At 71.9% G+C, this 23,223-nt stretch carries 27 protein-coding genes; 8 read left to right on the top strand and 19 right to left on the bottom strand.

Annotated features, from left to right (window positions below; translation table 11 throughout):
• Window positions 1-59: 59 nt before the first annotated feature.
• Window positions 60-1,100 carry a hypothetical protein gene (locus ACN6LM_RS06365; RefSeq protein WP_445064267.1) on the bottom strand — a complete coding sequence of 347 codons (1,041 nt, stop codon included), beginning with the start codon at window positions 1,098-1,100 and terminating at the stop codon, window positions 60-62.
• A gap of 434 nt (window positions 1,101-1,534) precedes the next feature.
• The gene (locus tag ACN6LM_RS06360) at window positions 1,535-2,383 is read right to left on the bottom strand and encodes a putative RNA methyltransferase (protein ID WP_445064266.1); all 849 of its coding nucleotides are present in this window, start codon (window positions 2,381-2,383) and stop codon (window positions 1,535-1,537) included.
• A gap of 578 nt (window positions 2,384-2,961) precedes the next feature.
• Here ACN6LM_RS06360 and ACN6LM_RS06355 point away from each other — a divergent pair.
• Window positions 2,962-3,285, top strand: a complete 324-nt coding sequence (locus ACN6LM_RS06355; RefSeq protein ID WP_445064265.1) for a hypothetical protein — start codon at window positions 2,962-2,964, stop codon at window positions 3,283-3,285.
• 93 nt (window positions 3,286-3,378) lie between these two features.
• On the opposite strand, the gene ACN6LM_RS06350 is transcribed toward ACN6LM_RS06355, so the two are convergent.
• The 3 genes from ACN6LM_RS06350 to ACN6LM_RS06340 all read right to left on the bottom strand — a co-directional run bounded on the left by ACN6LM_RS06350 (window position 3,379) and on the right by ACN6LM_RS06340 (window position 6,379).
• The gene (locus tag ACN6LM_RS06350) at window positions 3,379-4,632 is read right to left on the bottom strand and encodes a GNAT family N-acetyltransferase (RefSeq protein ID WP_445064264.1); all 1,254 of its coding nucleotides are present in this window, start codon (window positions 4,630-4,632) and stop codon (window positions 3,379-3,381) included.
• 116 nt (window positions 4,633-4,748) lie between these two features.
• Entirely contained in the window at window positions 4,749-5,735 is a 987-nt protein-coding gene (locus tag ACN6LM_RS06345) for an asparaginase (RefSeq protein WP_445064263.1), read from the bottom strand.
• Between the two features lie 50 nt (window positions 5,736-5,785).
• A complete protein-coding gene (locus ACN6LM_RS06340; protein ID WP_445064293.1) occupies window positions 5,786-6,379 on the bottom strand; it encodes an RsiG family protein in 594 nt (197 codons plus the stop codon).
• Window positions 6,380-6,533: 154 nt separating this feature from the next.
• Here ACN6LM_RS06340 and dtd point away from each other — a divergent pair, with 154 nt between their 5' ends.
• Complete coding sequence (gene dtd / locus ACN6LM_RS06335; protein ID WP_143621042.1) at window positions 6,534-6,983, top strand: D-aminoacyl-tRNA deacylase; 450 nt, start codon at window positions 6,534-6,536, stop codon at window positions 6,981-6,983.
• Window positions 6,984-7,001: 18 nt separating this feature from the next.
• Here the strand turns inward: dtd and ygfZ are convergent, their stop codons facing one another.
• The 6 genes from ygfZ to ACN6LM_RS06305 form a co-directional block, all read right to left on the bottom strand.
• Window positions 7,002-7,967: a CAF17-like 4Fe-4S cluster assembly/insertion protein YgfZ gene (gene ygfZ, locus ACN6LM_RS06330; protein ID WP_445064262.1), complete on the bottom strand. Its 966-nt coding sequence runs from the start codon at window positions 7,965-7,967 to the stop codon at window positions 7,002-7,004.
• Window positions 7,968-7,989: 22 nt separating this feature from the next.
• Window positions 7,990-8,460, bottom strand: coding sequence for a Fur family transcriptional regulator (locus ACN6LM_RS06325; RefSeq protein ID WP_445064261.1), 471 nt, complete (start codon window positions 8,458-8,460; stop codon window positions 7,990-7,992).
• Window positions 8,461-8,508: 48 nt separating this feature from the next.
• On the bottom strand, window positions 8,509-9,081 hold the full coding sequence (locus ACN6LM_RS06320; RefSeq protein WP_164399897.1) for a heme-binding beta-barrel domain-containing protein: 573 nt from the start codon (window positions 9,079-9,081) through the stop codon (window positions 8,509-8,511).
• 268 nt (window positions 9,082-9,349) lie between these two features.
• On the bottom strand, window positions 9,350-10,231 hold the full coding sequence (locus ACN6LM_RS06315) for a hypothetical protein (protein WP_445064260.1): 882 nt from the start codon (window positions 10,229-10,231) through the stop codon (window positions 9,350-9,352).
• Window positions 10,228-11,067, bottom strand: a complete 840-nt coding sequence (locus ACN6LM_RS06310; RefSeq protein WP_445064259.1) for a hypothetical protein — start codon at window positions 11,065-11,067, stop codon at window positions 10,228-10,230. The genes ACN6LM_RS06315 and ACN6LM_RS06310 overlap by 4 nt, the downstream gene beginning before the upstream one ends.
• Window positions 11,064-11,885, bottom strand: coding sequence for a hypothetical protein (locus tag ACN6LM_RS06305; protein WP_445064258.1), 822 nt, complete (start codon window positions 11,883-11,885; stop codon window positions 11,064-11,066). The genes ACN6LM_RS06310 and ACN6LM_RS06305 overlap by 4 nt, the downstream gene beginning before the upstream one ends.
• Before the next feature lie 107 nt (window positions 11,886-11,992).
• Between ACN6LM_RS06305 and ACN6LM_RS06300 the strand changes: the two genes are divergently transcribed.
• Window positions 11,993-12,355 carry a DsrE family protein gene (locus ACN6LM_RS06300; RefSeq protein ID WP_018101651.1) on the top strand — a complete coding sequence of 121 codons (363 nt, stop codon included), beginning with the start codon at window positions 11,993-11,995 and terminating at the stop codon, window positions 12,353-12,355.
• A 9-nt stretch (window positions 12,356-12,364) separates the two neighbouring features.
• On the opposite strand, the gene ACN6LM_RS06295 is transcribed toward ACN6LM_RS06300, so the two are convergent.
• The 8 genes from ACN6LM_RS06295 to ACN6LM_RS06260 form a co-directional block, all read right to left on the bottom strand.
• Complete coding sequence (locus ACN6LM_RS06295) at window positions 12,365-12,685, bottom strand: DUF3099 domain-containing protein (protein WP_445064257.1); 321 nt, start codon at window positions 12,683-12,685, stop codon at window positions 12,365-12,367.
• 158 nt (window positions 12,686-12,843) lie between these two features.
• Window positions 12,844-13,131 (bottom strand): DUF1416 domain-containing protein, encoded by a 288-nt coding sequence (locus tag ACN6LM_RS06290; RefSeq protein WP_018101653.1) that lies wholly within the window; start codon window positions 13,129-13,131, stop codon window positions 12,844-12,846.
• A 47-nt stretch (window positions 13,132-13,178) separates the two neighbouring features.
• A complete protein-coding gene (locus ACN6LM_RS06285) occupies window positions 13,179-14,024 on the bottom strand; it encodes a sulfurtransferase (RefSeq protein ID WP_073964789.1) in 846 nt (281 codons plus the stop codon).
• A 160-nt stretch (window positions 14,025-14,184) separates the two neighbouring features.
• On the bottom strand, window positions 14,185-14,280 hold the full coding sequence (locus tag ACN6LM_RS06280; RefSeq protein ID WP_443062893.1) for a putative leader peptide: 96 nt from the start codon (window positions 14,278-14,280) through the stop codon (window positions 14,185-14,187).
• A 220-nt stretch (window positions 14,281-14,500) separates the two neighbouring features.
• Entirely contained in the window at window positions 14,501-15,190 is a 690-nt protein-coding gene (locus ACN6LM_RS06275; RefSeq protein WP_445064256.1) for an LmeA family phospholipid-binding protein, read from the bottom strand.
• A gap of 120 nt (window positions 15,191-15,310) precedes the next feature.
• Complete coding sequence (locus tag ACN6LM_RS06270; protein ID WP_445064255.1) at window positions 15,311-16,522, bottom strand: hypothetical protein; 1,212 nt, start codon at window positions 16,520-16,522, stop codon at window positions 15,311-15,313.
• 10 nt (window positions 16,523-16,532) lie between these two features.
• Window positions 16,533-16,787 (bottom strand): MoaD/ThiS family protein, encoded by a 255-nt coding sequence (locus ACN6LM_RS06265; RefSeq protein WP_143621062.1) that lies wholly within the window; start codon window positions 16,785-16,787, stop codon window positions 16,533-16,535.
• Window positions 16,788-16,852: 65 nt separating this feature from the next.
• Window positions 16,853-17,746, bottom strand: a complete 894-nt coding sequence (locus tag ACN6LM_RS06260; protein ID WP_445064254.1) for an alpha/beta fold hydrolase — start codon at window positions 17,744-17,746, stop codon at window positions 16,853-16,855.
• A gap of 239 nt (window positions 17,747-17,985) precedes the next feature.
• Here ACN6LM_RS06260 and ACN6LM_RS06255 point away from each other — a divergent pair, with 239 nt between their 5' ends.
• From ACN6LM_RS06255 to ACN6LM_RS06235, 5 genes are all read left to right on the top strand, one after another.
• On the top strand, window positions 17,986-18,771 hold the full coding sequence (locus ACN6LM_RS06255; RefSeq protein ID WP_445064253.1) for a response regulator transcription factor: 786 nt from the start codon (window positions 17,986-17,988) through the stop codon (window positions 18,769-18,771).
• A 24-nt stretch (window positions 18,772-18,795) separates the two neighbouring features.
• On the top strand, window positions 18,796-19,836 hold the full coding sequence (locus tag ACN6LM_RS06250; protein ID WP_445064252.1) for a LacI family DNA-binding transcriptional regulator: 1,041 nt from the start codon (window positions 18,796-18,798) through the stop codon (window positions 19,834-19,836).
• 87 nt (window positions 19,837-19,923) lie between these two features.
• Complete coding sequence (locus ACN6LM_RS06245) at window positions 19,924-20,979, top strand: S1C family serine protease (protein ID WP_445064251.1); 1,056 nt, start codon at window positions 19,924-19,926, stop codon at window positions 20,977-20,979.
• A 71-nt stretch (window positions 20,980-21,050) separates the two neighbouring features.
• Window positions 21,051-21,782 (top strand): response regulator transcription factor, encoded by a 732-nt coding sequence (locus ACN6LM_RS06240; RefSeq protein WP_445064250.1) that lies wholly within the window; start codon window positions 21,051-21,053, stop codon window positions 21,780-21,782.
• Window positions 21,779-23,203, top strand: a complete 1,425-nt coding sequence (locus tag ACN6LM_RS06235; RefSeq protein ID WP_445064249.1) for a sensor histidine kinase — start codon at window positions 21,779-21,781, stop codon at window positions 23,201-23,203. Before ACN6LM_RS06240 ends, ACN6LM_RS06235 begins: the two co-directional genes overlap by 4 nt.
• Window positions 23,204-23,223 lie beyond the last annotated feature (20 nt).

Raw genomic sequence — 23,223 nt, 5'->3', positions numbered from 1 at the left:
GCCTCCAGCATCGCCAGTCAACGCCCCTCGCTGCCCCGGCCTCCACGGAGGCAGAACGGCTACGCAGTCGCGTCGGAGAAGTTCACCCGCACCGCGACCACAGCGCCTGACGCATCCAGGTCGGCCGACACGGGGAAGTAGCCGTCGCCCCAGCTCGTCATCGCGCAGAGCAGTCGGGCGTCGCCGATGTCCACAGTTCCGGCCTCGACTTCAGAGGCGCGAATCTGACGCATGACCTGCCAGTGATGGGAATGGGGCCGGAAGTCCACCATCATGCGGCACCCGGTCTCCTCCTTCCAGCTCTGCACAGCGCGAGCCTTCTCCATCGCCTCCGCCACGGCCAGCCCATTCCACCCGCGGACACCGTCCTCGCCGGGTTCGCCGAGTTCCGGTGCTGCGAACGTCGCGGCGGCTTCCTCTGCGGCAGCACCCCAGAACGCGACGTCGGCCAAGCCGTCCACAGGCTCGTCGTGCTGCCAGGCATTCAGGGCATCGGTATCGCCGAAGAGCACCCGGGCCCAGTCGACGCCGATGTCACCGAGCAGCACGGATGACTCCGCTGGGACGTCGCTCATCCGAACCGATATCTCTGACCAGCGCGGCCCGACACCGTCGCCGAAGTCAACCCGCGAAGCCAGCACCGGCAGATGACGGTCGCGGGGCACCCCGCCCACTGCGACGACAGGCACCCCGAACATCAGGAAACTGCCGCCGCCTTCAGCGGCAGTCCGGCGCACACGTTGTGCATGCGGTTCACGGCCCGGCAACGCCTCCAAGCGAGCGTCCAGGCCAGCGGCCCGGCAGTGCTCTTCGAACATCCTCCCAAACTCCGCCGCCCGGGAGGCCGGGATGTCATGGATCAATGCACCCGGCTGTCGGTCGAAGCTGCGCAACGCTACCGAAGCGTCCGGGCCAACCCCAGCGAAGTCGACCGAGTTGATCACTTCGGCAGCCATCGCCGGGTCGTCAACGCCAAGCAGAGCAGGATCAATCTCCGCCGGCGACCGCTCACCGCTCCACAACCCCAAATAGCCGCCGTCCACGACGACCAGGGTCCCCGACGGACAGCGGATCTCACCAAGCCTGAAGATCTCTTCCATGGCGCGCGAGTCTACGGCTGCCCCTCCGGCCATCAGCAGACACACTGGGGCAATCCGGAGAAACGGCTGCCCGGACTTGAGAGAGACGCACCGACGCCCAGCGTCTCAGTAAAGTCCGGGCACTGCAGACCAGGAACCCGCCATGCCCGGACCTACCTGAGACAGGACAATCACTGTCCGTTCCCGGCCTGTCTGCGAATCCCCACCGGGTCTGCAGTGTGAAGTGAACGGGTCTCGGCTGATCTGCGCAGCGACCAGCCCGCCAAAGCCACCTGCCCGCGAGGGCAGTGCCCACCGCTCCGGCTGTCGGATGGCCTGAGAGATCACGACGGCCAGCGGACGGACGCCCCACCTTTCCCGAGTTCCCAGGAAGGTGGGGCGCCACGCGCGCCCATTGGTTTGCCGGTTCAGCAGGCGTATCCGCCCGCCCGTGGTTACCGAGGCTGGTAGGAGGTGGCCAGCACGGAGACGGTCACTTGACTGGGCAGGGAGCCGTGGCCGCTCAGGTCCGCGGGGGTCAAGTGGCGTGCGCTCGGTGTCATCCCCACCAGGTCGATGGCTTCTTGCCTGGTCAGGGGCGTGGTGTATTCGACGTGCTGGGTACCGGCGGCCTGGAAGTAGGGGTCCAGCGCCTGTTGCAGGCGCTGTTCCTTGTCCGGGTCGATCCTGACCATCGCGGGGATCTGGCCCCGTAGCTCGGCCAGGTGCCGCTCGATGGGCCGCACCACGATCAACCGGCCTGTCGGACGGAGCACGCGGTGGAACTCGGACGGGTTGCGCGGGGCGAACACGTCCAGCACGACGTCGACCCCCTGGTCGACCAAGGGGAAGGGGCGGAAGACGTCCCAGCTCGCCGCAGCAGCTCGTGGATGGGCTCGGGCTGCCGAGCGCAGGGCGCGTGCTGACGTGTCCAGCCCCAGGCCGCGGGTGCCGGGCAGTTGATCGAGTACGCCGGCCAGGTAGTAGCCGGTGCCGCACCCGACGTCCACGACCGTGCCTTGACCAGGCAGGGCGTCGGCTGTCATACGAGTCAGCGTCTGGTGGACAGGGGCGTACCTGCCGGTGGACAGGAACCGGTTTCGGGCCTGAACCATGGCCGCGTCGTCACCGCTGGTGGCGCGGATGCCCGTCAGCAGGCTGACGTAGCCCTGACGGGCGATGTCGAAGGTGTGGCCCTCCGGGCAGCGCAGTGAGACACGGTCGGGTCGGAGACGGGCGCGGCACACCGGGCAGCGCAGCAAGTCGAGAAAGGGTTCGAGGGCAGGGGGAAACAACGCAGGCACGAAGCACTCCAGGAGGCGGTGAAGGGAAGGGACCGTGCCTGCACGCGCTCTCACAAGCTGCCGTCTCAACAAGGACGAGGCTCGGCGTCTCGCCGCCTCGGTGTGGGCGGCACAAGGGAGATGGATCACGTAAACAGGCACGCCAAGGAGGGCGACGCCCTACGGCATCGCCCTCAACGCCTCGTGATTACAGAGCCTGGATGTGCTGGGTCCACATGCCTACACCTTACGAGCCTTGCCAAAAGCCCGTCCCCTCGCCTCGGCAGTCAAGAGACGCGGCCCGGCGGTGGGGGATCGCGCCGGACTGCGTGACCACCCGGACGAGGGGTTTGGTCCCGTTTGAGCTAGCCAGTCCCTATAGATCTGCAAAGTGGCATACATGGGGCTGAGCGTGCTGGAGGGGATGAAGTCGTCACAAGTAGACGGCTTCGAGGCGCTCGACGTGCCGTCCCACGCTGCCGGCGCACCGACCGGCTCCGCGTCGGTACGCCGTACGCTCGCGAACCGCCCGGAACCCGACCGGCCGCGGGGCGAATGGGCCGGGACGAAGGCGCCCGGCGCGCCTTGGGCTCGTCGGCATGGCCTCGTTCCTGCCGCTCCTCATCTGCGCCGGCGCCCTCGCGGCGGTCATGGGCTCGCTCGGCCGGCTGGCCGTACACGTCAGGCGGCGCGGGCTCGCCGGGTCGGCGATGCGGGCCGCGCTGGCGTCCTATGACGAGGCGTTCCGGGCGACCGCCCATGAGTCGTACCACGAGATCCGGGCGCAGACGGACCGGAAGGCGCCGATGGGCTCGCCCGACGACGCGTGGCGCCCCATGATGCCCGCCCTGCCGCCCGCGCCCCGCACCCGAGAGCCCAGGAGCCCCGGGAAGGCCTTCCTGCACTGGTGGCGCCGGGCCTGACGCGGACCCTGCCCCGCCGGTCCCGGACTCGACCGCGCTCCGGCCCTCCGCCCGGCCGGAGCCACCGCCCCCGGAACGCCGGAGCCCGCCCCCTCAGAACACGTCCGGGCACCACGCCCGCCGCGCCGCCCGGAACACCCCGTCCGCCCTCGCCGCCGCTCCCGGAATCAGCTCCTCCACCCGGCCCAGCGCCTCGAGCCGCAGGACCGATTCGTCACCGAGCCAGAGCGTCCCCAGCTCCCTTACGTCCATCGCCAGGTCCGCCGAGCGCGTCGTCGGCACGCAGGTGGCGCCGTCCGGCGTGGCGTCCAGGTGGAAGCGGCCGGCCGCGTGGCCCGCCGCGTCCCGGATCTCCAGGACCAGCGACCCGGGCACCGCGTAGGTACGGGCCTCCAGGGCGCGGACGACGTCCAGGACACGCACCCACAGGAAGTCCGCCTGCGTGACCACACGCGCCGCGCGCGGGTCCGGCAGCAGCAGCGGGAGCAGGTCGTCGGCCGGGCGGGGGCCGGTACGGACGGTGGAGATCCAGTCCACCGAGCACAGGAAGTGCCACAGAGCCCGCTCCGCCGCCGGGGTCACCGCGATCATGTCGCGCACCTTCGCGCCGTTCAGCGGCTGCTTCGCGTCGCCCCACGTGTTGTCGGCGCGGTAGATCAGCATGCCCTCGACCGCGCCGTCCGCGCCCCGGTACACGGCGTAGAAGGGTTCGGTCCACTCATCGACGGGGAAGAGCTGCTGCCCCGTGGCCAGATTCCACCAGCGGGCGTCGCGACTCACCGCACCGTGCTGCCGGGCCCGCAGCCGGTCGTGCAGCGCGGGGCCCAGCTTCCGGACCTCCGCGCCGTCCACCAGATCGATCCGGCCGCCGTCCCCGGGCGCCGGCACCCGGCGGTGCGGGTCGAGACCCGTGCGGTGGACGTCGACCTCCCACACGGTGGTCCACGCCGCCGGGCCGAAGCCGTACCTGCCGTAGATCGGGTACTCGGCGGCGATCAGCGTCGCCGCCACGTCACCGCGCTCCTTCGCCTCCGCCAGGTCGTCGGCCATCAGCCGCGTCAGGAGGCCGCGCCTCCGGTGGGTCGCCGAGACGGTGACGTTGGTGACCGCGTCGGTCGGCACGGCGGCTCCGCCGACGACCGTCAGCTCCTGCGCGAACGAGCGGAACGTCGCCACGCACCGCCCCGCGTCGAACGCCCCCCGCGTACGCGAGAGGTCCATGTACGCCAGGCGCCCCGACACCTCCTCGTCCGTCGGCGTGGGCGGCCTCAGGAAGCCGGTGTTCAGGGCGCGCAGCCAGTCGGGGAACTCGGACGGGGTGACGGGGCGGATATCGAGAGCGTTCATGCGGCCCACGCTAGGCAGCGCGGTCATTTATGTCGCAGGATTTACCAGCGAGCCTCTGACCTGGGCTTTTGTCCGATGACTGTGCACACTTAATAACTCAGTCTTGCGCCTCGGCCTCAGAACGCCGCCCGGATCTCCCCCACCTCGGCCCCGCCGCCCAGCAGCGGCGCCCGCCCGATCCGCCCGACCACCGGCGCGTCGATCCCCAGCAGCCCCAGCGCGCGGGCCAGAACCGGGCCCAGCGCCCGGGTCGAACCGTCATCGATCTTGAAGGCCAGCGCCCGGCCGTCCGCCAGGGCCACCGCCTGCACGGCCTCCGCGCCCATCTTCGACAGCGTGCCGGGCACTTCGCGCATCAGCCAGGTGTCGGGGCGCCGGGTGCCCGCCACGTACTCCGGGTGCGCCCGCATCGCGTCCGCCACCCGGCGCTCCGCCGTTCCCGGCTCCGCCAGGACGAAACCGCGGAACGCGCGCGCCAGGCCCACCAGCGAGATCGCCATCAGCGGCGCCCCGCAGCCGTCCGTACCGACCGCGGTGACCTTCTCGCCCGCCGCCTCCTCCACGACCTGGTGCACCAGCTGCTGGAGGGGGTGCGCGGGGTCCAGGTAGCCGGCCATGTCCCAGCCGTTGCGCGCGCAGGCGGCGAGCATCGCCGCGTGCTTGCCGGAGCAGTTCATCGTGATGCGCTCGCGGACGTGGCCGGCGGCGAGGTACGTCTCGGCCTCGACCGCGTCCAGCGGCAGGTCGGGCGGGGTCTGGAGGTCCTCGGGCGACAGCCCGTGCTCGGTGAGCATCTTGCGTACGAGATCGAGGTGGAAGCCCTCGCCGGAGTGGCTCGCGGCGGCCAGCGCCAGCCGTTCCTCCGACAGGTCGAGCCCGGCCCGCAGCACCGCCGCCGCCTGCATCGGCTTGTTCGAGGAGCGCGGGAAGACCGGCGCCCCCGGATCGCCCAGGGACAGCTCCACGCTGCCGTCGGCGGCCAGCACGACCAGCGAACCCCGGTGGTGGCCCTCGGTGAAGCCGGACCGCACGACCTCCGCCAGTACGGGCAGGCGGGGCGCCGGGTCGGATATGGCGGGGGTGCGGGCTGCGCTGGAGGTCATGGTGGCCTTCCGGGGACGGACGGGACCCGCCCGTCCCCGGAGGGATCGCCTCAGGCGAGCAGGTCGTCTACTTGTGCTTCCCCGTCACGGTACCTGCGGGCGATCTCCGCGCCGCAACCGTCCGCCGTGCGCTGGAGCCGGTGCCGGCGGCGGGAGACCTGCTGTTCGTAGCGGACCAGGCGCCCCATCGCGGTGTGCAGCTCTTCGTCCGTCCGGGCGTCCAGGTCCGACAGCTCGACCTCGGCCAGCGTCTCGGCGGCGAGCTTGCGGTACTCGTCGCTGCGCGGCGTGGACAGCGTGACGTGCCGGGCGGACGAGCGCTGCGGTGACGGGGCGTCGGCGAGGATCTCCGACAGCCGGTCGACCACCGGCGACTCCGGGTCCCGGCGCCTGGCCAGCTCGGCCTTCAGGATGTCGATCCGCCCCTGCACGAGCCGCCGCACATAGCTGAGGTCGGCCTCGTCGCGCTGGGCGTCGCGGCGCAGGGCGCGCAGCTCCGGCAGGCGCAGGGCGGCCAGTTCGGCCCGGGTCCCGGCGTCTCCGGTGTCGTCGCCCTGCCCGGTCCGCTGTACGGGTGGGCGCATGGTGCTGATGTTCGTACCGTTGCCCGTGCTGCTGCTGACACCGGGGCGCGCGACCGGCACTGCGCCCGGGGACTGCCCGGTTCCATGGGTGCTCATGCTTGTGTCCATCCCCTCGACCCGGTGCGTCGGCGCACCGCCTCCCGTGCATCGTGCCACCCCGAGAGGCCTTCTGAGGTTGTTCTGTACCCGTTCGGCCCAAGATAGGTTGGTCTGTATGCGTGCAGTGGTACAGAGGGTGGATGGTGCGAGCGTCACGGTGGCGGACGCCGCGGACGGCGACGGCGGTTCCCGCGTCGTCGGGGAGATAACCGGCGAGGGCCTGTGTGTGCTGGTGGGGGTGACCCACGAGGACACCCCGGAGAAGGCGGCACAGCTCGCCCGCAAGCTCTGGTCGGTCCGCATCCTGGAGGGTGAGAAGTCCTGCTCCGACGTGAATGCGCCGCTTCTGGTGATTTCGCAGTTCACCCTCTACGGGGACGCCCGGAAGGGCCGCCGCCCCACCTGGAACGCCGCCGCGCCCGGCGAGGTCGCCGAGCCCCTGGTGGACGAGGTGGTGGCGCGGCTGCGGGCGCTCGGGGCGACGGTGGAGACGGGCCGGTTCGGGGCGGACATGCGCGTCTCGCTCACCAACCACGGCCCGTTCACCGTCATCATCGAGGTCTGAACCCCCTACCCGGGGCCCTTACGGCTCGACGACCGTCTCCTGTGCCGCCGCCGTGTCCCCGGCCAGCAGCTGCGCGTCGACCGCCACGTTCCGCTTCACCAGGGCCAGGGCGATCGGGCCCAGCTCGTGGTGGCGGGCGGACGTGGTGACGAAGCCCAGCTGGCGCCCCTCCGGCCCGTCCGCCGCGAGCCGGACCGGGGTGCCGGGACCCGGCAGGTGGACCTCGCTGCCGTCCAGGTGCAGGAAGACCAGGCGGCGCGGCGGCTTGCCCAGGTTGTGCACCCGGGCGACGGTCTCCTGACCCCGGTAGCAGCCCTTCTGGAGGTGCACGGCGACACCGATCAGGCCCAGCTCGTGCGGGATGGTGCGGTGGTCGGTCTCGAAACCGAGCCTCGGCCGGTGCGCCTCCACGCGCAGCGCCTCGTAAGCGAGCACCCCGGCGACCGGGCCGTGCTCCGCCGCGTACGCCTCCAGCCCGGCGCGCGGCAGGAACAGGTCGCGGCCGTGCGGGGTCTCGCGGACGACGGCCCCCTCCGGGACCTCGGCGATCGAGCCGGCCGGGAGGTACACCACCGCGAAGTCGTCGGTGCGGTCGGCGACCTCCACCCGGTAGAAGAACTTCATCGACTCCAGGTACGCGACGAGATCGCCCCGCGTACCCGGCTCGACGTGCATCCACACCGTCTCGCCGTCGTCCACGAGATACAGGGCGTGCTCGATGTGGCCGTTCGCGCTGAGGATGAGCGCTTCGGTGGCCTGGCCCGGGGCCAGCTCGGTGACGTGCTGCGTGATCAGGAGGTGCAGCCAGGCCAGCCGGTCGCTGCCGGTGACGGCGATGACGCCGCGGTGCGAGAGGTCGACCAGGCCCGAACCGTCGGCGAGGGCGCGCTGCTCGCGGAACAGGTCACCGTAGTGCGCGGCGACGCCTTCGTCGCGGCCCTCGGCGGGGACGGCGCCGGGCAGGGACAGCAGGGGGCTCTTCATGCGACCAGCGTACGACTGGTCCTCAGGCCCCGGCCGCCGGTGCCGGACCCGCGGCGTCCTGACCGCTCTTCGCCGCCTTCGCCGTGCAGTCGGCGCAGCGGCCGAAGATCGCGAAGTGCTTCATGTCCGTCTCGAACCCGAAGGCGCCGCGCAGCTTCTCGGTGAACTCCGCGACGACGCTCACATCGGCCTCGATCACGTCCGCGCAGTCCCGGCACACCAGGTGGATGTGGTGGTGGCGGTCGGCCAGGTGGTACGTCGGAGCCCCGTGCCCCAGATGGGCGTGGCTGACCAGCTCCAGCTCCTCCAGGAGCTCCAGCGTCCGGTAGACCGTCGAGATGTTCACGCCCGAGGCGGTCCGGCGCACCTCGGAGAGGATGTCGTCGGGCGTCGCGTGTTCGAGCGCGCCGACGGCCTCCAGGACGAGCTGGCGCTGCGGGGTCAGCCGGTAACCGCGCTTCCGGAGATCGGTCTTCCAGTCGGTGCTCACCACAGCCCCCAGTGTAGGTCCGGGCGGACGGCCACTCGGCGGAAACGGCGGCTACTTGAAGAAGGCGATCCCGTCGTCCGGCAGGTCACCGAGGCTCTTGGCCATCGCCTCGACCTCCTCGGGCGTGACGGTCTTCTTCAGGTGCGCCGACATGTACGGGCGCAGCTCGACCTCGGGGGTCGCCTTCTCGCCGACCCACATCAGGTCGCTGTTCACATAGCCGTAGAGCCGCTTGCCACCGCTGTACGGGCCGGAGGCCGCGGTACGGGCCACCGCGTCGGTGACCAGGTCGATCTGCGGCTTCTTGTCGGCCAGCTCGCCGTACCAGATCTCGATGACGCCCTGGTCGCGGGCCATGACGACCTCGACCTTGCGGTCCTTGTCGATGCGCCAGTAGCCGGACTCGGTCTCCAGCGGGCGGACCTTGTTGCCGTCGGCGTCGAGGGCCCAGGAGTGCGAGGTGTACTCCAGGAAGTCACGGCCGTCGTGGCGGAAGGTGACCTCCTGCCCGAAGTTGCACTTCTCGGCGCCCGGGAAGTCGGAGACTCCCGCGCCCACCCAGTTGCCCAGGAGGAAGGCCAGCGGGACGAGGTCCGGGTGGAGGTCGGACGGGATCTCGATCATGAGCGGCTCAGTCGATCTGTGAGGCGGGAGGCGGGAGGGCCGGGAACGGGGAGGGGGTCAGCGCTGACCCTGGTACAGCTTCTTCACGGTCACAGCGGCGAAGGCGAGAACGCCGACGCAGACCAGGACCAGCAGGGCGGAGAAGAATGCCTCAAGCACGGTGGCTCCTCGAACAAGCGGGTTTGGCGGCAGTACAGGGCAGTACAGGACCGGGCCCCAGCCTAATGGGTGGGGCCCGGCCCTGCCGTTCCGGGGCGTCCGGGGCGGGTCAGCCCAGGAGCTGGTTCTGGAGGATCAGCGTCTGGTGGAACGGCACGCGCGGCGTTCCGGCGCCGCCCTTGCGGGACTGGACGACCAGGGCGAGGGTGTCCCCCGCGATGACGTAGCCCGCCCGCACCTGCGTGGAGCCGTAGGGCTTCGGCTCGCTGAAGACGTACGAGGCCGTGGAGTCCACCTTCTGGCCGCCGTGCCAGCTCTCGTCGAGCTCCATCTCGCTCGCGCCGCGCATCTCGTCCCCGGCCGACGCCCCGATGAAACGGTCGTCGCGGTACGCGTCGGCGTCGTTCGCCGAGCTGAACTGGAGCAGGTAGATCCGGCTGGACGTGCCGTCGGGCATGGTCCAGCCGCGCGCCGCGATGTGCCGCAGGGTGCCCTCGCGCAGGGTGTCGCCGATCCCGGCCCGCCCGCCCTCGGCGAACTCCGAGGCGAACTGCCCGGTGCCGACCCAGCCGCCCTTGAGCTTCTTGTCCACCGTGGCCCCGGCCGGGGCGGGCAGCAGCAGCTCGCGCAGGTCCGCGTAGTGGATCTCGGACGGGTTGCCGTCGCTGTAGGGACGCGGCTCGTCCGCCGGAAGCGCGGGAAGGGCGAGTGCCGGGTAGTCCCAGCGCCCGTCGTCCTCGGTGGCGAGACCGGGTACGTCGGTGCGCTCCATGGAGCTGATGCCGTACGCCGTACCCGCCCCGGCGGCGCCGAACACCAGCACGGCGGCGGTCCACCGCGCCACGGCCCGCAGCACCCGGCGCGGAGGGCGGGGCCCCTGCGGCACCGGGGCCGGCGGCACCAGCGGCATGGGCGGCAGCACCGGGGCCGGGGCGGGCGCCGCCGCCCCGGGTTCCGACTCGGTCGCGGGCGCGGCCGTCTGCTCGGTCATACGTACTCCCCCGGGGACGTGATGTGGTTCAGCTGGTCCTTCACCAGTTCGGCGACGGCCGACTTGCGGAACGGCTCGATGCCCGACGCCGTGAAGGTGACCATCACCTCGCCCTCGTACGCCATGCAGAACATCCCCTCGATCCGTCGCTTGTCGTCCTTGGGGTCGAGGAAGCAGGAGGCGTTCCTCCGGTGGCCGGCGATCTTGGGGCCGTGGCGCAGGACGCTGATGCTGTCGAAGAGTTCCGACCGGAAGGTGTAGAGGTCCCGGACGGCCTTCTTGTCCTTCATCCGCACCAGCTGGGTGTCGATGACCAGGTCGTTCTCGTGCGAGGCGTAGGTACGGACCGCCAGGCCCTGGATGCGGAGCTTGTCGATCCGCTTCTCGAACTCACGACGCTGCCGGCCCGAGAGGCCGCGCCCGCCGTCCTTCATCTCGGCGGTGGCCGCGGCCCCGCTGAGTTCGGTGTCGTTCCCGTACCTGCCGGAGTCCGGGCCCAGCCGGTAACCGGCCGGGACGGGCAGCAGCAGCTTGCTCAGCTCGGTGGAGGCCCTGCCCCGCGCCAGGTCCCCGGCGGGGTCCTTGGCCGGTTCGTGGGCGGGCTGCTGCCACAGCCGGGTCGGGACCGTGCGGTCCGCGCCGTCGACGGTGACCTTCGTGTACGCGGCCGCGCCGCCGACCGCGGCGAGCACCAGCACGACGGGGAGGGCCGTGAGGAGCACCCGGCGCGCCCGGCCCTTCCGTACGGGAGCGGGCTCCGGGGCGGTGGCCGGCTGCGGGGCGGTGGCCGGCTGCGCGTCCGCGGGCTCGGGCAGGGGCGTGTTCTCGTCGCTCACAGGCGCTCCAGCTGTCGCTCGGCCAGCGTCCGGATGTCCCTCTTGCTGATCGGCGCGCTGTCGTAGAGGTGGATGTCGACCATGACGTCACCGCGGCTGAAGACCGCCCTGGCCTGGTAGAAGGGCAGGTACCCGGCCTCGCGCCGGGCCGGGAAGAGGTAGTAGCGGCCCTCGGTGCTGCCCTTGATCGCGGTGCCGTCGTTGCCGGCGCTCCGCTTCTGGGGCATGTACGAACGCTGGTCCTCCGCGTGCGCGGCGGCGGCCGCGCCGGAGCGGAACTGCACCAGGCAGACGGTGCCCGAGCGGGACTCGCCCTTCTTCCAGGCGGCGCCCGCGACCCGGCGGATGTCCTGGTCGAGGAGGTCGCTGAACATGTAGTCCTCGCTCTCGAAGTCCAGGGCGTAGTCCTCCACCCCCAGCCACCCGTCCTGGGTGAGGGCGGCCAGGCTCTTGTCCTCCTGCCAGCCCTTGGGCCGGGGCACGATCAGCTTGCGCAGGTCGCCGTCGGTGCGGACCCGGCGGTCCTGCGAGGCCGGCAGCGGGTCGGGCACCTCGCCGGCGGGCAGAGCCTTCGCCGGGTACGCCAGACCCGGCTGCGAGAGCGCGGCCAGGGGCGTCGGGGCCCGGCCGGCCTGGACGCCGTATCCGGTCGCGATGCCGCCGGCGATGCCGAGGACGGCCGCGGCGGCGATGATCAGGGTCGTACGCCCGCGCGGGCGCCGTTTCACGGAGACGGCGGGCTCCGGATGCTCCCCCGCCCCGGCCGCCTCGACGGGAGGCTCGGGCTGCCCGTCGGAAACGCTGTCATTCGGATGCAAAATGGGTCCCCCCACGAGACCTTGAAGCGCAGATTCCGTTATCTGCGCACACAACTGACCCACAGGTTCGGGATGGGGTTGTGCGGCCGAGGATTACAGTTCCGTATATGCCGAAGAAGCTCGTGATCAAGGTGACCGCAGGTGCCGACTCCGCCGAGCGCTGCTCGCAGGCGTTCACGGTGGCGGCGGTGGCCGTCGCCAGCGGGGTGGAGGTCTCGCTCTGGCTGACCGGGGAATCGGCGTGGTTCGCCCTGCCGGGCCGCGCCGCCGAGTTCGAACTTCCGCACGCCGCACCGCTGCCGGACCTGATCGAGTCGATCCAGGCGGGCGGCCGCATCACGCTGTGCACGCAGTGCGCGGCCCGGCGCGACATCACCGAGGAGGACGTCCTGGAGGGCGTGCGGATCGCCGGGGCGCAGGTCTTCGTCAGCGAGATCATGGCCGACGGGGTACAGGCGCTCGTCTACTGAGCAGCCCGCTCAGCCGCGCCGTTTCCGGCCGTCCAGCTCGTCCCACCACGCGTCCGACTCCGGATCGCCGGTGGCGCCGCCGCCCTTGCCCGGCCGGGCGTCACCGGGCGGGGGCTGCTGCTGCCGCCCGCCGGGCTCGTCCCACCAGCGGTCCTCCGGCCCCTTGCGGTTGCCGACCATCGCCGCGACGGGCGGGATCACCATCGCGACCACGCACATCGCGATGGCGGCGGGCATCGACCAGAGCCTCACGAAGGCCCAGGCCGAGACGAAGAGGACGAGGCATACGCCCATCAGTACGAAGTAGGCGCGCCGGCGTCGGCGGTACATGAGTCCAGCGTAGGCCCGATCGGCCCACTCGGCCGGTCCGGAGGAAACCCGCACCCGGCGCGGGCAGCACGAAGGGCCGTACCCGCGCCAGGCAAGCGTCCAAACCCCCTGGGGTACGGCCCTTCGGCCGGTCATCGGCTGCGCCGGTCGTCGTCGTCCTAGACGGCGATGGCCACCTCGGCCAGGCCGCCCGTCTGCGCGACGACCGTGCGGTCGGCGGTGCCGCCGGGGACGAGGGCGCGAACGGTCCAGGTGCCCTCGGCCGCGTAGAAGCGGAACTGGCCGGTCGCCGAGGTCGGGACCTCGGCGGTGAACTCGCCGGTCGAGTCCAGCAGGCGGACGTAGCCGGTGACGGGCTCGCCGTCGCGGGTCACGCTGCCCTGGATGGTGGTCTCACCGGGCTTGATGGTCGAAGCGTCGGGGCCGCCGGCCTTTGCTCCACACATGGTTCAGTCCTTCGGGTCGGGGATCGTGCTGGTCCAGGTCGTACGGGTTACTTGTTGGCGCCGAGCTCGATCGGCACGCCGACGAGGGAGCCGTACTCGGTCCACGAACCGTCGTAGTTCTTGACGTTCTCCTGGCCGAGCAGCTGGTGCAGCACGAACCAGGTGAGCGCGGAGCGCTCGCCGATCCGGCAGTAGGCGATGGTGTCCTTCGACAGGTCGACCTGCTCGGCCTCGTAGAGGGCGCGCAGCTCGTCGTCCGACTTGAAGGTGCCGTCGTCGTTGGCGTTCTTCGACCACGGGATGTTGCGGGCGCTCGGCACGTGGCCGGGGCGCTGCGACTGCTCCTGCGGGAGGTGGGCCGGGGCGAGCAGCTTGCCGCTGAACTCGTCGGGCGACCGCACGTCGACCAGGTTCTGGGTGCCGATGGCCTTCACGACGTCGTCGCGGTAGGCGCGGATCGACTCGTCCTGCGGCTGGGCCTTGTACTGCGTGGCCGGGCGGGACGGGACCTGGTCGCCGTCCACGAGGTCGCGGGAGTCGAGCTCCCACTTCTTGCGGCCGCCGTCGAGCAGGCGGACGTCCTGGTGGCCGTAGAGCTTGAAGTACCAGAACGCGTAGGACGCGAACCAGTTGTTGTTGCCGCCGTAGAGGACGACCGTGGTGTCGTTGGCGATGCCCTTCGCGGACAGCAGCGCCTCGAAACCGGCCTGGTCGATGAAGTCGCGGCGGACCGGGTCCTGGAGGTCCTTCGTCCAGTCGATCCGGATCGCGTTCTTGATGTGGTTCTTCTCGTACGCGGAGGTGTCCTCGTCGACCTCGACGATGGCGACCTGCGGGTCGTCGATGTGGGCCTCGACCCAGTCGGCGTCTACCAGGACGTCACTGCGGCTCATTGTGTTTCTCCTCCGGGGCAGTCTGCGGCGAGATGGTGCACGGGTCGTGCGTGATGCGGATGTGCGGGGCGCGGGCCGGTCCCGTATCCACGGGCGGCAGGCGGAACGGCCCCGACGTGCGGTCGAAGGGCCTGGGAATGCGGGAAACCGGGCGTCCCGCTCAGACAGTGCGACAGAGCATGGCGGCGACGCGGCACAGGTCCACTGCCCGCCGCTTCGTGAGATCCGCCTGGCCACCCTGAGGGAGGCCGCCCATAGAGCACTGCATGGGACCGATCGTAGGGAGGTACGGCCGGACATGTCACCGCCGTGTCGCATTTTGAGACAGGATCGTCCGCAATGCGGGACGAGAGCGGCTACGGCAGGGGCCCGGCGCGGTCGCGCGCGGCGCCGGATCGACCGGCCATCTGCGGACCGGACCCGCCCGTCTCACTATGTGGCCGGGTCGCCCCCGCTCCTGCCGTCCGCGGGTCCGGTCATCCCGCCAGGCGCACCTCGGTGCCGGTCACCGATATCTCCAGGCCGTCGGCGGTCGGCTGGATCCTCTCCAGCTTCAGGCCGTTCGGCAGCCCGCCGACCTCTCGCTCGAAGTCGGTCTTCTCGCGGACCAGCTTCTCCAGGCCGGGGATGCCCTCGCCCGGCACCTTGTCCGCGTGGACGCGCACGGTGTGGCCGTCGACCAGGGTGACGGTGGACAGCACGCTGCGCGAGATCGGGTGCCCCAGGGGGCTGACCGTCCCGGTCACCTTCACCTTGCCCTTGCCGCCGTACGCGACCGCGACGCCGTCGCTGGCGGCCTTGGTCAGGTCCTCGTACGAGATGACCGCCGTCCCGGTGGCGCGGGCGGCGGTGGCGCCGGAGAAGCCGTCGGTCAGCCGCACGTCGCGCAGTTCGGCGTTCATGGTGGAGATCCGCAGTGTGCGGCCCGCTGCGTGGGTCTCGATGCCGGTGATCCTCACGTCGACCTCGTCCAGCTCCGAGCCGGCGACCTGGGTGAGGAACGGGAAGCCCTTGATGGAGATGTCGGTGGAGCCGATCTCCGCGCCCGGGACCTTCACCCGGTCCTCGGCCTGCGACTCGGCGATGTTCACCGCCACCCGGTCAGCGGCCACGAACAACGCCGCCAGGATCACCAGGACGATGACCCATATTCGCAGTGCACGCATGCCTGTCCTTCCCCCACCCTGCCGCCCGTACGGCGTGATCGACGTGCGAAAGCCCCCCAACGGTTCCCCGTGGAGGGCTTCGCCATGCGGATGGAGCGGTACGGATCCGAGCGGTACGGACTACGCCAGCACGCGGCCCAGCACATAGACGGCCGGCGCGGCCGCGGTCAGCGGCAGGGCCACACCCGCCGTCATGTGCACGAAGCGTGACGGGTAGTCATAGCTCGCGACCCGCAGTCCGACCAGCGCGCAGACCCCGGCGGCGAGGCCCAGCACGGCCCCCTTCGCCCCCAGGTCCGTAGCGGCGCCCGCCACCGCCCCCGCCCCCGCCGCGACGGCCAGCGCGGCCACGACGGACACCGGCGCGGGCAACGGCAGCGCCCGTACGAGCACGGCGGCGGCGACCGCGACGGCGCCCACCGCCACGGCGTCCGGGACGGCCGCGAGGTGGCCGGCCGCCAGCACGGCGAGTGCGGCCGACGCGACGGTGGCCATGAGGCCCTGCATCCGCTCGTCCGCGCCGGCCCGGCTGCGCAGCTGGAGGACCACGGTGAGCAGCACCCAGACGCCCAACGTGCCGATGATCGCGGCCGGACCGTGCTCCCGGCCCGCCGCGAGGAGCGCCACATCGGCGACCAGTCCACCGGCGAACGCCAGCGCGATGCCCTGCCGGGCCGGCCACATGCCGTTGAGCCGGAACCAGCCCGCCGCCGTCACCGCCTGGAGCAGCACCAGCGGGACGACCAGGGCGTACGAGCCGACGGCCGCGCCGAGCGCCAGCAGCAGCCCGAGCACCGCGGTGATCGCGGCCGGCTGGACTCCCGGGGCGATGACCGGGGAACGCCCTTCGGCACGGGCGCGCTGCGCGTCGGTGATCCGGGCGTTGCCGAGGGTGGTGGGCGCGCTGTACCCCTCGGCAGCGGCGGGTGCCGGGGCGGGCACCGGCGGCACGGGCTCGGCGTGGACCTCGGGCGGCAGCGGGTAGGAGCCGGACGTGGCGGGGGCGGCGTACTCCCCCTGCGGCGCGGGCCCGTCCGTGCGCTGCACGGTCGGCTGGTACTGGGTGTCCCAGGTCTGCCCCTCCCAGGTCTGGGCGGCGCCCTGGTCGGGCTGCCCGGCCGAGGCGTCGGGGTAGCCCTGCTGCGGGTATCCCTGCTGCGGGTGTCCCTGCTGCGCGTAGCCCTGCTGCGGGTGTCCCTGCTGCGGATAGCCGTACGCCTGCTGCTGGTCCTGCCCGTACGCGTACTGCTGCGGGTCCTGTCCGTACCCGTACGGCGGCTGCTGCTCCGGGCCCTGGCCCGGGTGGTACGGGTGCTGCTGATCGTTGCTCATGTGCTGGGGTTCACCCTCCTGCGAACGGCGGGAGCACCTCGACCGTGCCGCCCTCGGCAAGGCGTACGGTCTCATGGCTCCGGGTCCCGACGGGGTCGCCGTCGATGAGGAACGAACACCTTCGCAGTACGCGGCTCAGCTCGCCGGGGTGCCGCTCGCGCACCGCGTCGAGCGCCTCCTTGAGGGTCGCGGCGGCGTACGGCTCCTCCGCGGTCCCGGCCGCGGCCTTGGCGGCTGCCCAGTAGCGGATCGTTCCCGCAGGCATGGCGGCGCTCCTTTCGTTCCGTTCCTCCGGTGCCGGTTCGGGGGACACCGGCCCCCCATCATGGTTCACCGTTGCACCACCCAGTCGGCGATGCGGGTGAGCAAGGTCTCGTCGGCCGCGTTCTCCGCGTGCCCCATCCCGCGCTCCAGCCACAACTCGGCCGCGTCGCCCGCGGCGGCGGCGAGCATGCGGGGGTGGTCGAGCGGGAAGTACGGGTCCCGGTCGCCGTGCACGATCAGCAGGGGGGCGGGGGCGATCAGGGCGGCGGCCCCGACCGGGGAGAGCGGGACCGGGTCCCACGCCTCGCGGTGGATGCGCGTGCGGAAGCCGTAGCGCCCGACGAGCCGTCCGGCGGGCCGGGTCACCATCCAGTGCAGGCGGCGCATCGGAGCCGTACCCCGGTAGTACCAGCGCGCGGGGGCGCTCACGGACACCACCGCGTCCGCGTGTGCCCCTGTACGCGCCCCTGCGCGCCCCCTGCGCTCCGCAACGCCGCCGAGCGCGCCGCCATCGACGCCGGGCCCGCCGTCCGCCGCCGGGGAGGCGTACAGCGCCCCGTGCCGCAGCACCACCGAGCCGCCCATCGAGAAGCCGACGGTCACCACGCGCCGGTGGCCCAGCGCGCGCGCCCAGGCGACCGCCGCCGCCAGGTCCAGCACCTCGCGGTCGCCGACCGTGGAGAACCCGCCGGACCTGCCGTGACCCCGGAAGGAGAAGGTCACCACCGCCGCGTACCGGGAGAACGTGCGCACCGCCCGCCGCACCGCCGGGCGGTCCACCGAACCGGTGAATCCGTGCGCGACGACGATCGCGGTCTCCCCGTCGCCGTCCCCCGTACACGGGTCGTACACCGCCTCGATCCAGATCCCGTCATCCGCCCGCAACGCGGCCCGCAGCGGTACGCGCGTGACCGGACCGACAGCGGAATCCGGAATTCTCCCCTCGGACACAGAACTCATGTGGGTTATTCTCCTGTGAAGAGGATCCGGGCAGAGCAGCCCCCGGGTCCTTTTGTGCTTTCCGGACGTTGTTACGGCGACGTTTCGACAAGCTCAGCGGAACCGTACGAAGCAGAGCCGCATACTCCCCCGGACCCCGTCCGGGAGTGCCCCTCTCGCAGGGAACGAGGAGGACCGATCTTCATGGGCGAGCCGACCACGCACCATCAACGACCGACCGACCGGGCAGGTGGGCGGCGATGAGTTCCCTGTTGCTCCTGACGAATGCCCTCCAGCCGTCGACGGAGGTGCTTCCCGCCCTCGGCCTCCTGCTGCACAGCGTGCGCGTCGCACCCGCCGAGGGCCCCGCCCTCGTGGACACCCCGGGGGCCGACGTCATCCTCGTGGACGGGCGCCGCGACCTTCCCCAGGTCCGCTCGCTCTGCCAGCTGCTGCGGTCCACCGGGCCCGGCTGTCCGCTGATCCTCGTCGTCACGGAGGGCGGTCTCGCGGCCGTCACCGCCGACTGGGGCATCGACGACGTGCTGCTGGACACCGCGGGCCCCGCCGAGGTCGAGGCGCGGCTCCGGCTGGCGACCGGACGGCAGCAGATCACCGCGGACGACTCCCCGATGGAGATCCGCAACGGTGATCTCTCGGTGGACGAGGCGACGTACAGCGCGAAGCTCAAGGGCCGGGTCCTCGACCTCACCTTCAAGGAATTCGAACTGCTGAAATACCTGGCGCAGCACCCGGGCCGGGTCTTCACCCGCGCGCAGCTGCTCCAGGAGGTCTGGGGCTACGACTACTTCGGCGGTACGCGCACGGTGGACGTGCACGTACGGCGGCTGCGCGCCAAGCTCGGCCCCGAGCACGAGTCGCTGATCGGGACCGTGCGGAACGTGGGCTACCGCTTCGTCGCCCCCGAGAAGGTCGAGCGGGCGGCCGAGGAGGCCAAGGCGGCCAAGCACGGTGTCGCCCGTTCGGAGCAGTCACGCGTTGCCGAGGTCACGGAAGAAGCCCCGGTCCGGCCTGCCAAGAGGTAGTTCCATCCGCGTAGACTGCCGCGCGTGGCCAAGGTGACGCGGGACGATGTGGCGAGACTGGCGGGGACGTCGACCGCAGTGGTCAGTTACGTCATCAACAACGGACCCCGGCCGGTCGCCCCGGCCACGCGCGAGCGGGTGCTCGCCGCGATCAAGGAGCTGGGTTACCGGCCCGACCGGGTCGCCCAGGCCATGGCCTCGCGGCGGACCGATCTCATAGGGATGATCGTGCCGGACGCCCGGCAGCCGTTCTTCGCGGAGATGGCGCACGCGGTCGAACAGGCCGCCGCCGAGCGCGGGAAGATGGTCCTCGTCGGCAACTCCGACTACCGCGACGAGCGCGAGGTCCACTACCTGCGGGCCTTCCTCGGCATGCGGGTCTCCGGTCTCATCCTGGTCAGCCAGGGCCCCAGTGAGCGCGCCGCGGCCGAGATAGAGGCGTGGGACGCCCGGGTCGTGCTGCTGCACGAGCGGCCCGAGGCCATCGACGACGTCGCGGTCGTCACGGACGACGTCGGCGGCGCCCAGCTCGCCACCCGCCACCTCCTGGAACACGGCAACGCGTACGTGGCCTGCCTCGGCGGTACGGAGGAGACCCCGGCGGTCGGCGACCCGGTCGCCGACCACGTCGAGGGGTGGCGGCGCGCGATGCACGAGTCGGGCCGCTCGACGGAGGGCCGGCTCTTCCAGGCCCCGTACAACCGCTACGACGCCTATCAGGTGGCCCTGGAGCTGCTCTCGGGGCCGGACAGGCCGCCGGCCATCTTCTGCGCGACGGACGACCAGGCGATCGGCGTGCTGCGGGCCGCCCGCGAGCTGCGCATCGACGTCCCCGGCGAGCTGGCCGTCGCCGGGTTCGACGACGTCAAGGAAGCCGGTCTGACCGATCCGCCGCTCACCACGGTCTCCTCGGACCGCCCGGCGATGGCGCGGGCGGCGGTGGACCTGGTCCTCGACGACTCGCTGCGGGTGTCGGGGTCGCGGCGGGAGCGGCTGAAGCAGTTCCCCTCGGCGCTGGTGGTGCGCCGCTCGTGCGGCTGCGGCGAGCCCGCGGGGCTCCCGTAGGGCCTTTATATCGGGCATACGCGGTTCTGCCGGGCTTCTCAGGGCGTACTCACACTCCTCTCATCTTGGCCGGACACTCTCAAAGGCATGACAGAGAGCCAGCGCCCGAGCGGCGAGTACCCGATGTACCCCTCGTACGGCAACGGCGAAGCGGCCTACCCGCCGCCGCCGTCATACCAGCCGGCCCCCCCGGCCTCCCCTGCCCCGACGGGCCCGTTCGGCCCCGCCCCCGAGCCGCCCGCCGCCCGGCGCCGGGTCCGCAAGCCGGTCGCGCTCATCGCGGCGGTGGCCATCGCGGCGGCGGTCATCGGCGGCGGCACCGCGACGGTGATCGGCAGGCTCACCGACGCTCCCGCCGCCACGGCCGCCGGGAGCGGTGTCGTGCCGGGCACCACCGTCTCGCAGAGCGACAAGGGCACGGTGGCCGGTGTGGCCAAGGCCCTCTCGCCCACCATCGTGGAGATCGGCGCAACCTCGACGGCCGGCCAGTCCACCGGTTCGGGCGTGGTCATCACCTCGGACGGCGAGATCGCCACCAACAACCACGTGATCGCGGACGCCTCGCAGATCAAGGTCACCCTCAGCACCGGCAGGACGTACACCGCGGACGTCGTCGGCACCGACCCCGACAAGGACCTCGCGCTGATCAAGCTGCAGGGCGCGAGCGGCCTGAAGACGGCCACGCTCGGCGACTCCTCCCAGGTCGCCGTCGGCGACGAGGTCGTCGCGATCGGCTCCCCCGAGGGCCTGACCGGCACCGTCACCAGCGGCATCGTCTCCGCCCTCGACCGCGACGTCACGGTCGCCAAGGAGGGCGACAACGGCCAGAGCCAGGAGCAGCAGGGCGGCGGGCGCCAGTGGCCCTTCGAGTTCGGCGGACAGCAGTTCAACGGCGACACCGGCGAGTCCACCACCACGTACAAGGCCATCCAGACCGACGCCTCGCTCAACCCGGGCAACTCCGGCGGTGCGCTGATCAACATGAACGGCGAGATCATCGGCATCAACTCGGCGATGTACTCGGCGAGCTCCGCCGCCGGCCAGGGCAGCTCCGGCGCGGGCAGCGTGGGGCTCGGCTTCGCCATCCCGGTGAACACCCTGAAGGCCGACCTCGACACCCTGCGGGCCGGGAACGGCTCCTGACCGGACGGGGCTGAGAAACTGGGATCGCCGCGCGCTCCGGCCCGTACGACCGAGAAGAGGACACGACAGCGATGAGCCCCGCCGAAGACGATCCGCAGCGCATCCTGATCGTCGACGACGAGCCCGCCGTGCGCGAGGCCCTGCAACGCAGCCTGGCCTTCGAGGGATACGGCACCGAGGTCGCCGTCGACGGCCTCGACGCCCTCGCCAAGGCGGAGTCGTACGCCCCCGACCTCATCGTCCTCGACATCCAGATGCCCCGCATGGACGGCCTGACCGCCGCGCGCCGCATCCGCTCCACGGGCACCACCACGCCCATCCTGATGCTCACGGCCCGGGACACCGTCGGCGACCGCGTCACCGGACTCGACGCGGGCGCCGACGACTACCTGGTCAAACCGTTCGAGCTGGACGAGCTGTTCGCCCGCATCCGCGCCCTGCTCCGCCGCAGCTCGTACGCGACGGCCTCGGGCGGCCCCGTCCCCGACGACGACGTGCTGTCCTTCGCCGATCTGCGCATGGACCTGTCGACCCGGGAGGTCATGCGCGGCACCCGGCGGGTGGAGCTGACCCGTACCGAGTTCACCCTCCTGGAGATGTTCCTCGCGCACCCGCGCCAGGTGCTGACCCGCGAGCAGATCCTGAAGGCGGTGTGGGGCTTCGACTTCGAGCCGAGCTCCAACTCCCTGGACGTGTACGTGATGTACCTCCGCCGCAAGACCGAGGCCGGCGGCGAACCGCGTCTCGTGCACACCGTGCGCGGTGTGGGGTACGCGCTCCGCTCGGGCGGGGGCGACGGATGACGGGCCCGCTGCGGCGCTTCCGCGCACTGCCGCTCCGCTCCCGGCTGGCCCTGCTGGTCGCGACGGCGGTCGCGGTGGCGGTGGCGGCGGTGGCGGTGGCGTGCTGGTTCGTGACGCGGGAGCAGCTGGAGGAGCAGCAGGACGAGGCGCTGCGCGGTGCCACGGTCGACAAGGTCTATCTGAGCGACCTGTACCAGTACTGCCAGCGCACCACCGCCAAACTGCCGCCCACGCCCTACACCGGTCTCACCGTCCAGCTCATCGACAGCCAGGGGAACGTGTGCGTGGCCCCCGGCTCGCCCCGGCTCCCGGTGACACAGGACGACCTCGCGGTGATCGGCGGCGAGCCGGCCGGCCAGCTGCACACGGAGACCGACTCCACCGGGGCGAAGATGCGCGTCCTCACCTCCCCGGTGACGGCGACGGGCGTTCCGGGCGAGCCGGCCATCCCCCTCGGGCTCTCCGTCGCCCGCCCCCTCAGCGAGATCGACGACCCCCTGTCCACCCTCGCCTGGGTCCTCCTCCTCGTCGGCGGCATAGGCGTCATCGGCGCCGGAGCCGCCGGCCTCTGGGTCGCCCGCTCCGGCCTGCGCCCCGTGGACGAGCTCACCGAGGCCGTCGAGCACGTGGCCAGGACCGAGGACCTGACCGTCCGCATCCCCGTCGAGGGAGAGGACGAGATCGCGCGCCTGTCCCGGTCGTTCAACTCGATGACCGCGTCCCTGGCGACCTCCCGCGACCGGCAGGCCCAGCTCATCGCGGACGCGGGCCACGAGCTGCGTACCCCGCTCACCTCGCTGCGGACCAACATCGAGCTGCTGGCCCGCAGCGACGAGACCGGCCGGGCGATCCCGCCGGACGACCGCAGGGCCCTGATGTCCTCGGTCAAGGCGCAGATGACGGAGCTGGCCTCGCTCATCGGCGACCTCCAGGAACTGGCCCGCCCGGACGCCGCCCAGCCGGGCCCGCTCCAGGTGGTGGCCCTGCACGACATCACGCGCGCCGCCCTCCGCCGCGCCCGGCTGCGCGGTCCGGAGCTGACGATCACGGAGGAGCTGGCCCCCTGGTACGTTCGCGCCGAACCCTCGGCCCTGGAGCGGGCGATCGTCAACGTCCTGGACAACGCGGTGAAGTTCAGCCCGTCGCACGGAACGATCGACGTGGTGCTGCACCGGGGCCGCCTCACGGTCCGCGACCACGGCCCCGGCATCCCCGCCGACGAACTCCCGCACGTCTTCGAACGCTTCTGGCGCTCCCCGTCCGCCCGCCAGCTCCCGGGCTCGGGCCTCGGCCTGTCGATCGTGGCCCGTACGGTCCAGCAGTCGGGCGGCGACATCTCCCTCACCCACGCCCCGGGCGGCGGCACGGAGGCGGTGGTCAACCTCCCGGGGGCGCCGCAGCCACCGCCGGACACGCCCTGAGGCCCCCTGTTCAGCAGCCG

This window comes from Streptomyces sp. SAS_281, from assembly GCF_052542855.1.
Note: the sequence above shows the minus strand (reverse complement) of the source record. Positions and strands in the feature narration are given on the sequence as shown.

Bases quoted from the DNA above. Each gene is read 5' to 3' on its own strand.
- ACN6LM_RS06365 (WP_445064267.1), bottom strand. From the start codon at position 1,100: ATGGAAGAGATCTTCAGGCTTGGTGAGATCCGCTGTCCGTCGGGGACC.
- ACN6LM_RS06355 (WP_445064265.1), top strand. From the start codon at position 2,962: ATGGCCTCGTTCCTGCCGCTCCTCATCTGCGCCGGCGCCCTCGCGGCG.
- ACN6LM_RS06350 (WP_445064264.1), bottom strand. From the start codon at position 4,632: ATGAACGCTCTCGATATCCGCCCCGTCACCCCGTCCGAGTTCCCCGAC.
- ACN6LM_RS06345 (WP_445064263.1), bottom strand. From the start codon at position 5,735: ATGACCTCCAGCGCAGCCCGCACCCCCGCCATATCCGACCCGGCGCCC.
- dtd (WP_143621042.1), top strand. From the start codon at position 6,534: ATGCGTGCAGTGGTACAGAGGGTGGATGGTGCGAGCGTCACGGTGGCG.
- ygfZ (WP_445064262.1), bottom strand. From the start codon at position 7,967: ATGAAGAGCCCCCTGCTGTCCCTGCCCGGCGCCGTCCCCGCCGAGGGC.
- ACN6LM_RS06320 (WP_164399897.1), bottom strand. From the start codon at position 9,081: ATGATCGAGATCCCGTCCGACCTCCACCCGGACCTCGTCCCGCTGGCC.
- ACN6LM_RS06315 (WP_445064260.1), bottom strand. From the start codon at position 10,231: ATGACCGAGCAGACGGCCGCGCCCGCGACCGAGTCGGAACCCGGGGCG.
- ACN6LM_RS06300 (WP_018101651.1), top strand. From the start codon at position 11,993: ATGCCGAAGAAGCTCGTGATCAAGGTGACCGCAGGTGCCGACTCCGCC.
- ACN6LM_RS06295 (WP_445064257.1), bottom strand. From the start codon at position 12,685: ATGTACCGCCGACGCCGGCGCGCCTACTTCGTACTGATGGGCGTATGC.
- ACN6LM_RS06290 (WP_018101653.1), bottom strand. From the start codon at position 13,131: ATGTGTGGAGCAAAGGCCGGCGGCCCCGACGCTTCGACCATCAAGCCC.
- ACN6LM_RS06285 (WP_073964789.1), bottom strand. From the start codon at position 14,024: ATGAGCCGCAGTGACGTCCTGGTAGACGCCGACTGGGTCGAGGCCCAC.
- ACN6LM_RS06280 (WP_443062893.1), bottom strand. From the start codon at position 14,280: ATGGGCGGCCTCCCTCAGGGTGGCCAGGCGGATCTCACGAAGCGGCGG.
- ACN6LM_RS06275 (WP_445064256.1), bottom strand. From the start codon at position 15,190: ATGCGTGCACTGCGAATATGGGTCATCGTCCTGGTGATCCTGGCGGCG.
- ACN6LM_RS06270 (WP_445064255.1), bottom strand. From the start codon at position 16,522: ATGAGCAACGATCAGCAGCACCCGTACCACCCGGGCCAGGGCCCGGAG.
- ACN6LM_RS06265 (WP_143621062.1), bottom strand. From the start codon at position 16,787: ATGCCTGCGGGAACGATCCGCTACTGGGCAGCCGCCAAGGCCGCGGCC.
- ACN6LM_RS06260 (WP_445064254.1), bottom strand. From the start codon at position 17,746: ATGAGTTCTGTGTCCGAGGGGAGAATTCCGGATTCCGCTGTCGGTCCG.
- ACN6LM_RS06255 (WP_445064253.1), top strand. From the start codon at position 17,986: ATGAGTTCCCTGTTGCTCCTGACGAATGCCCTCCAGCCGTCGACGGAG.
- ACN6LM_RS06245 (WP_445064251.1), top strand. From the start codon at position 19,924: ATGACAGAGAGCCAGCGCCCGAGCGGCGAGTACCCGATGTACCCCTCG.
- ACN6LM_RS06240 (WP_445064250.1), top strand. From the start codon at position 21,051: ATGAGCCCCGCCGAAGACGATCCGCAGCGCATCCTGATCGTCGACGAC.
- ACN6LM_RS06235 (WP_445064249.1), top strand. From the start codon at position 21,779: ATGACGGGCCCGCTGCGGCGCTTCCGCGCACTGCCGCTCCGCTCCCGG.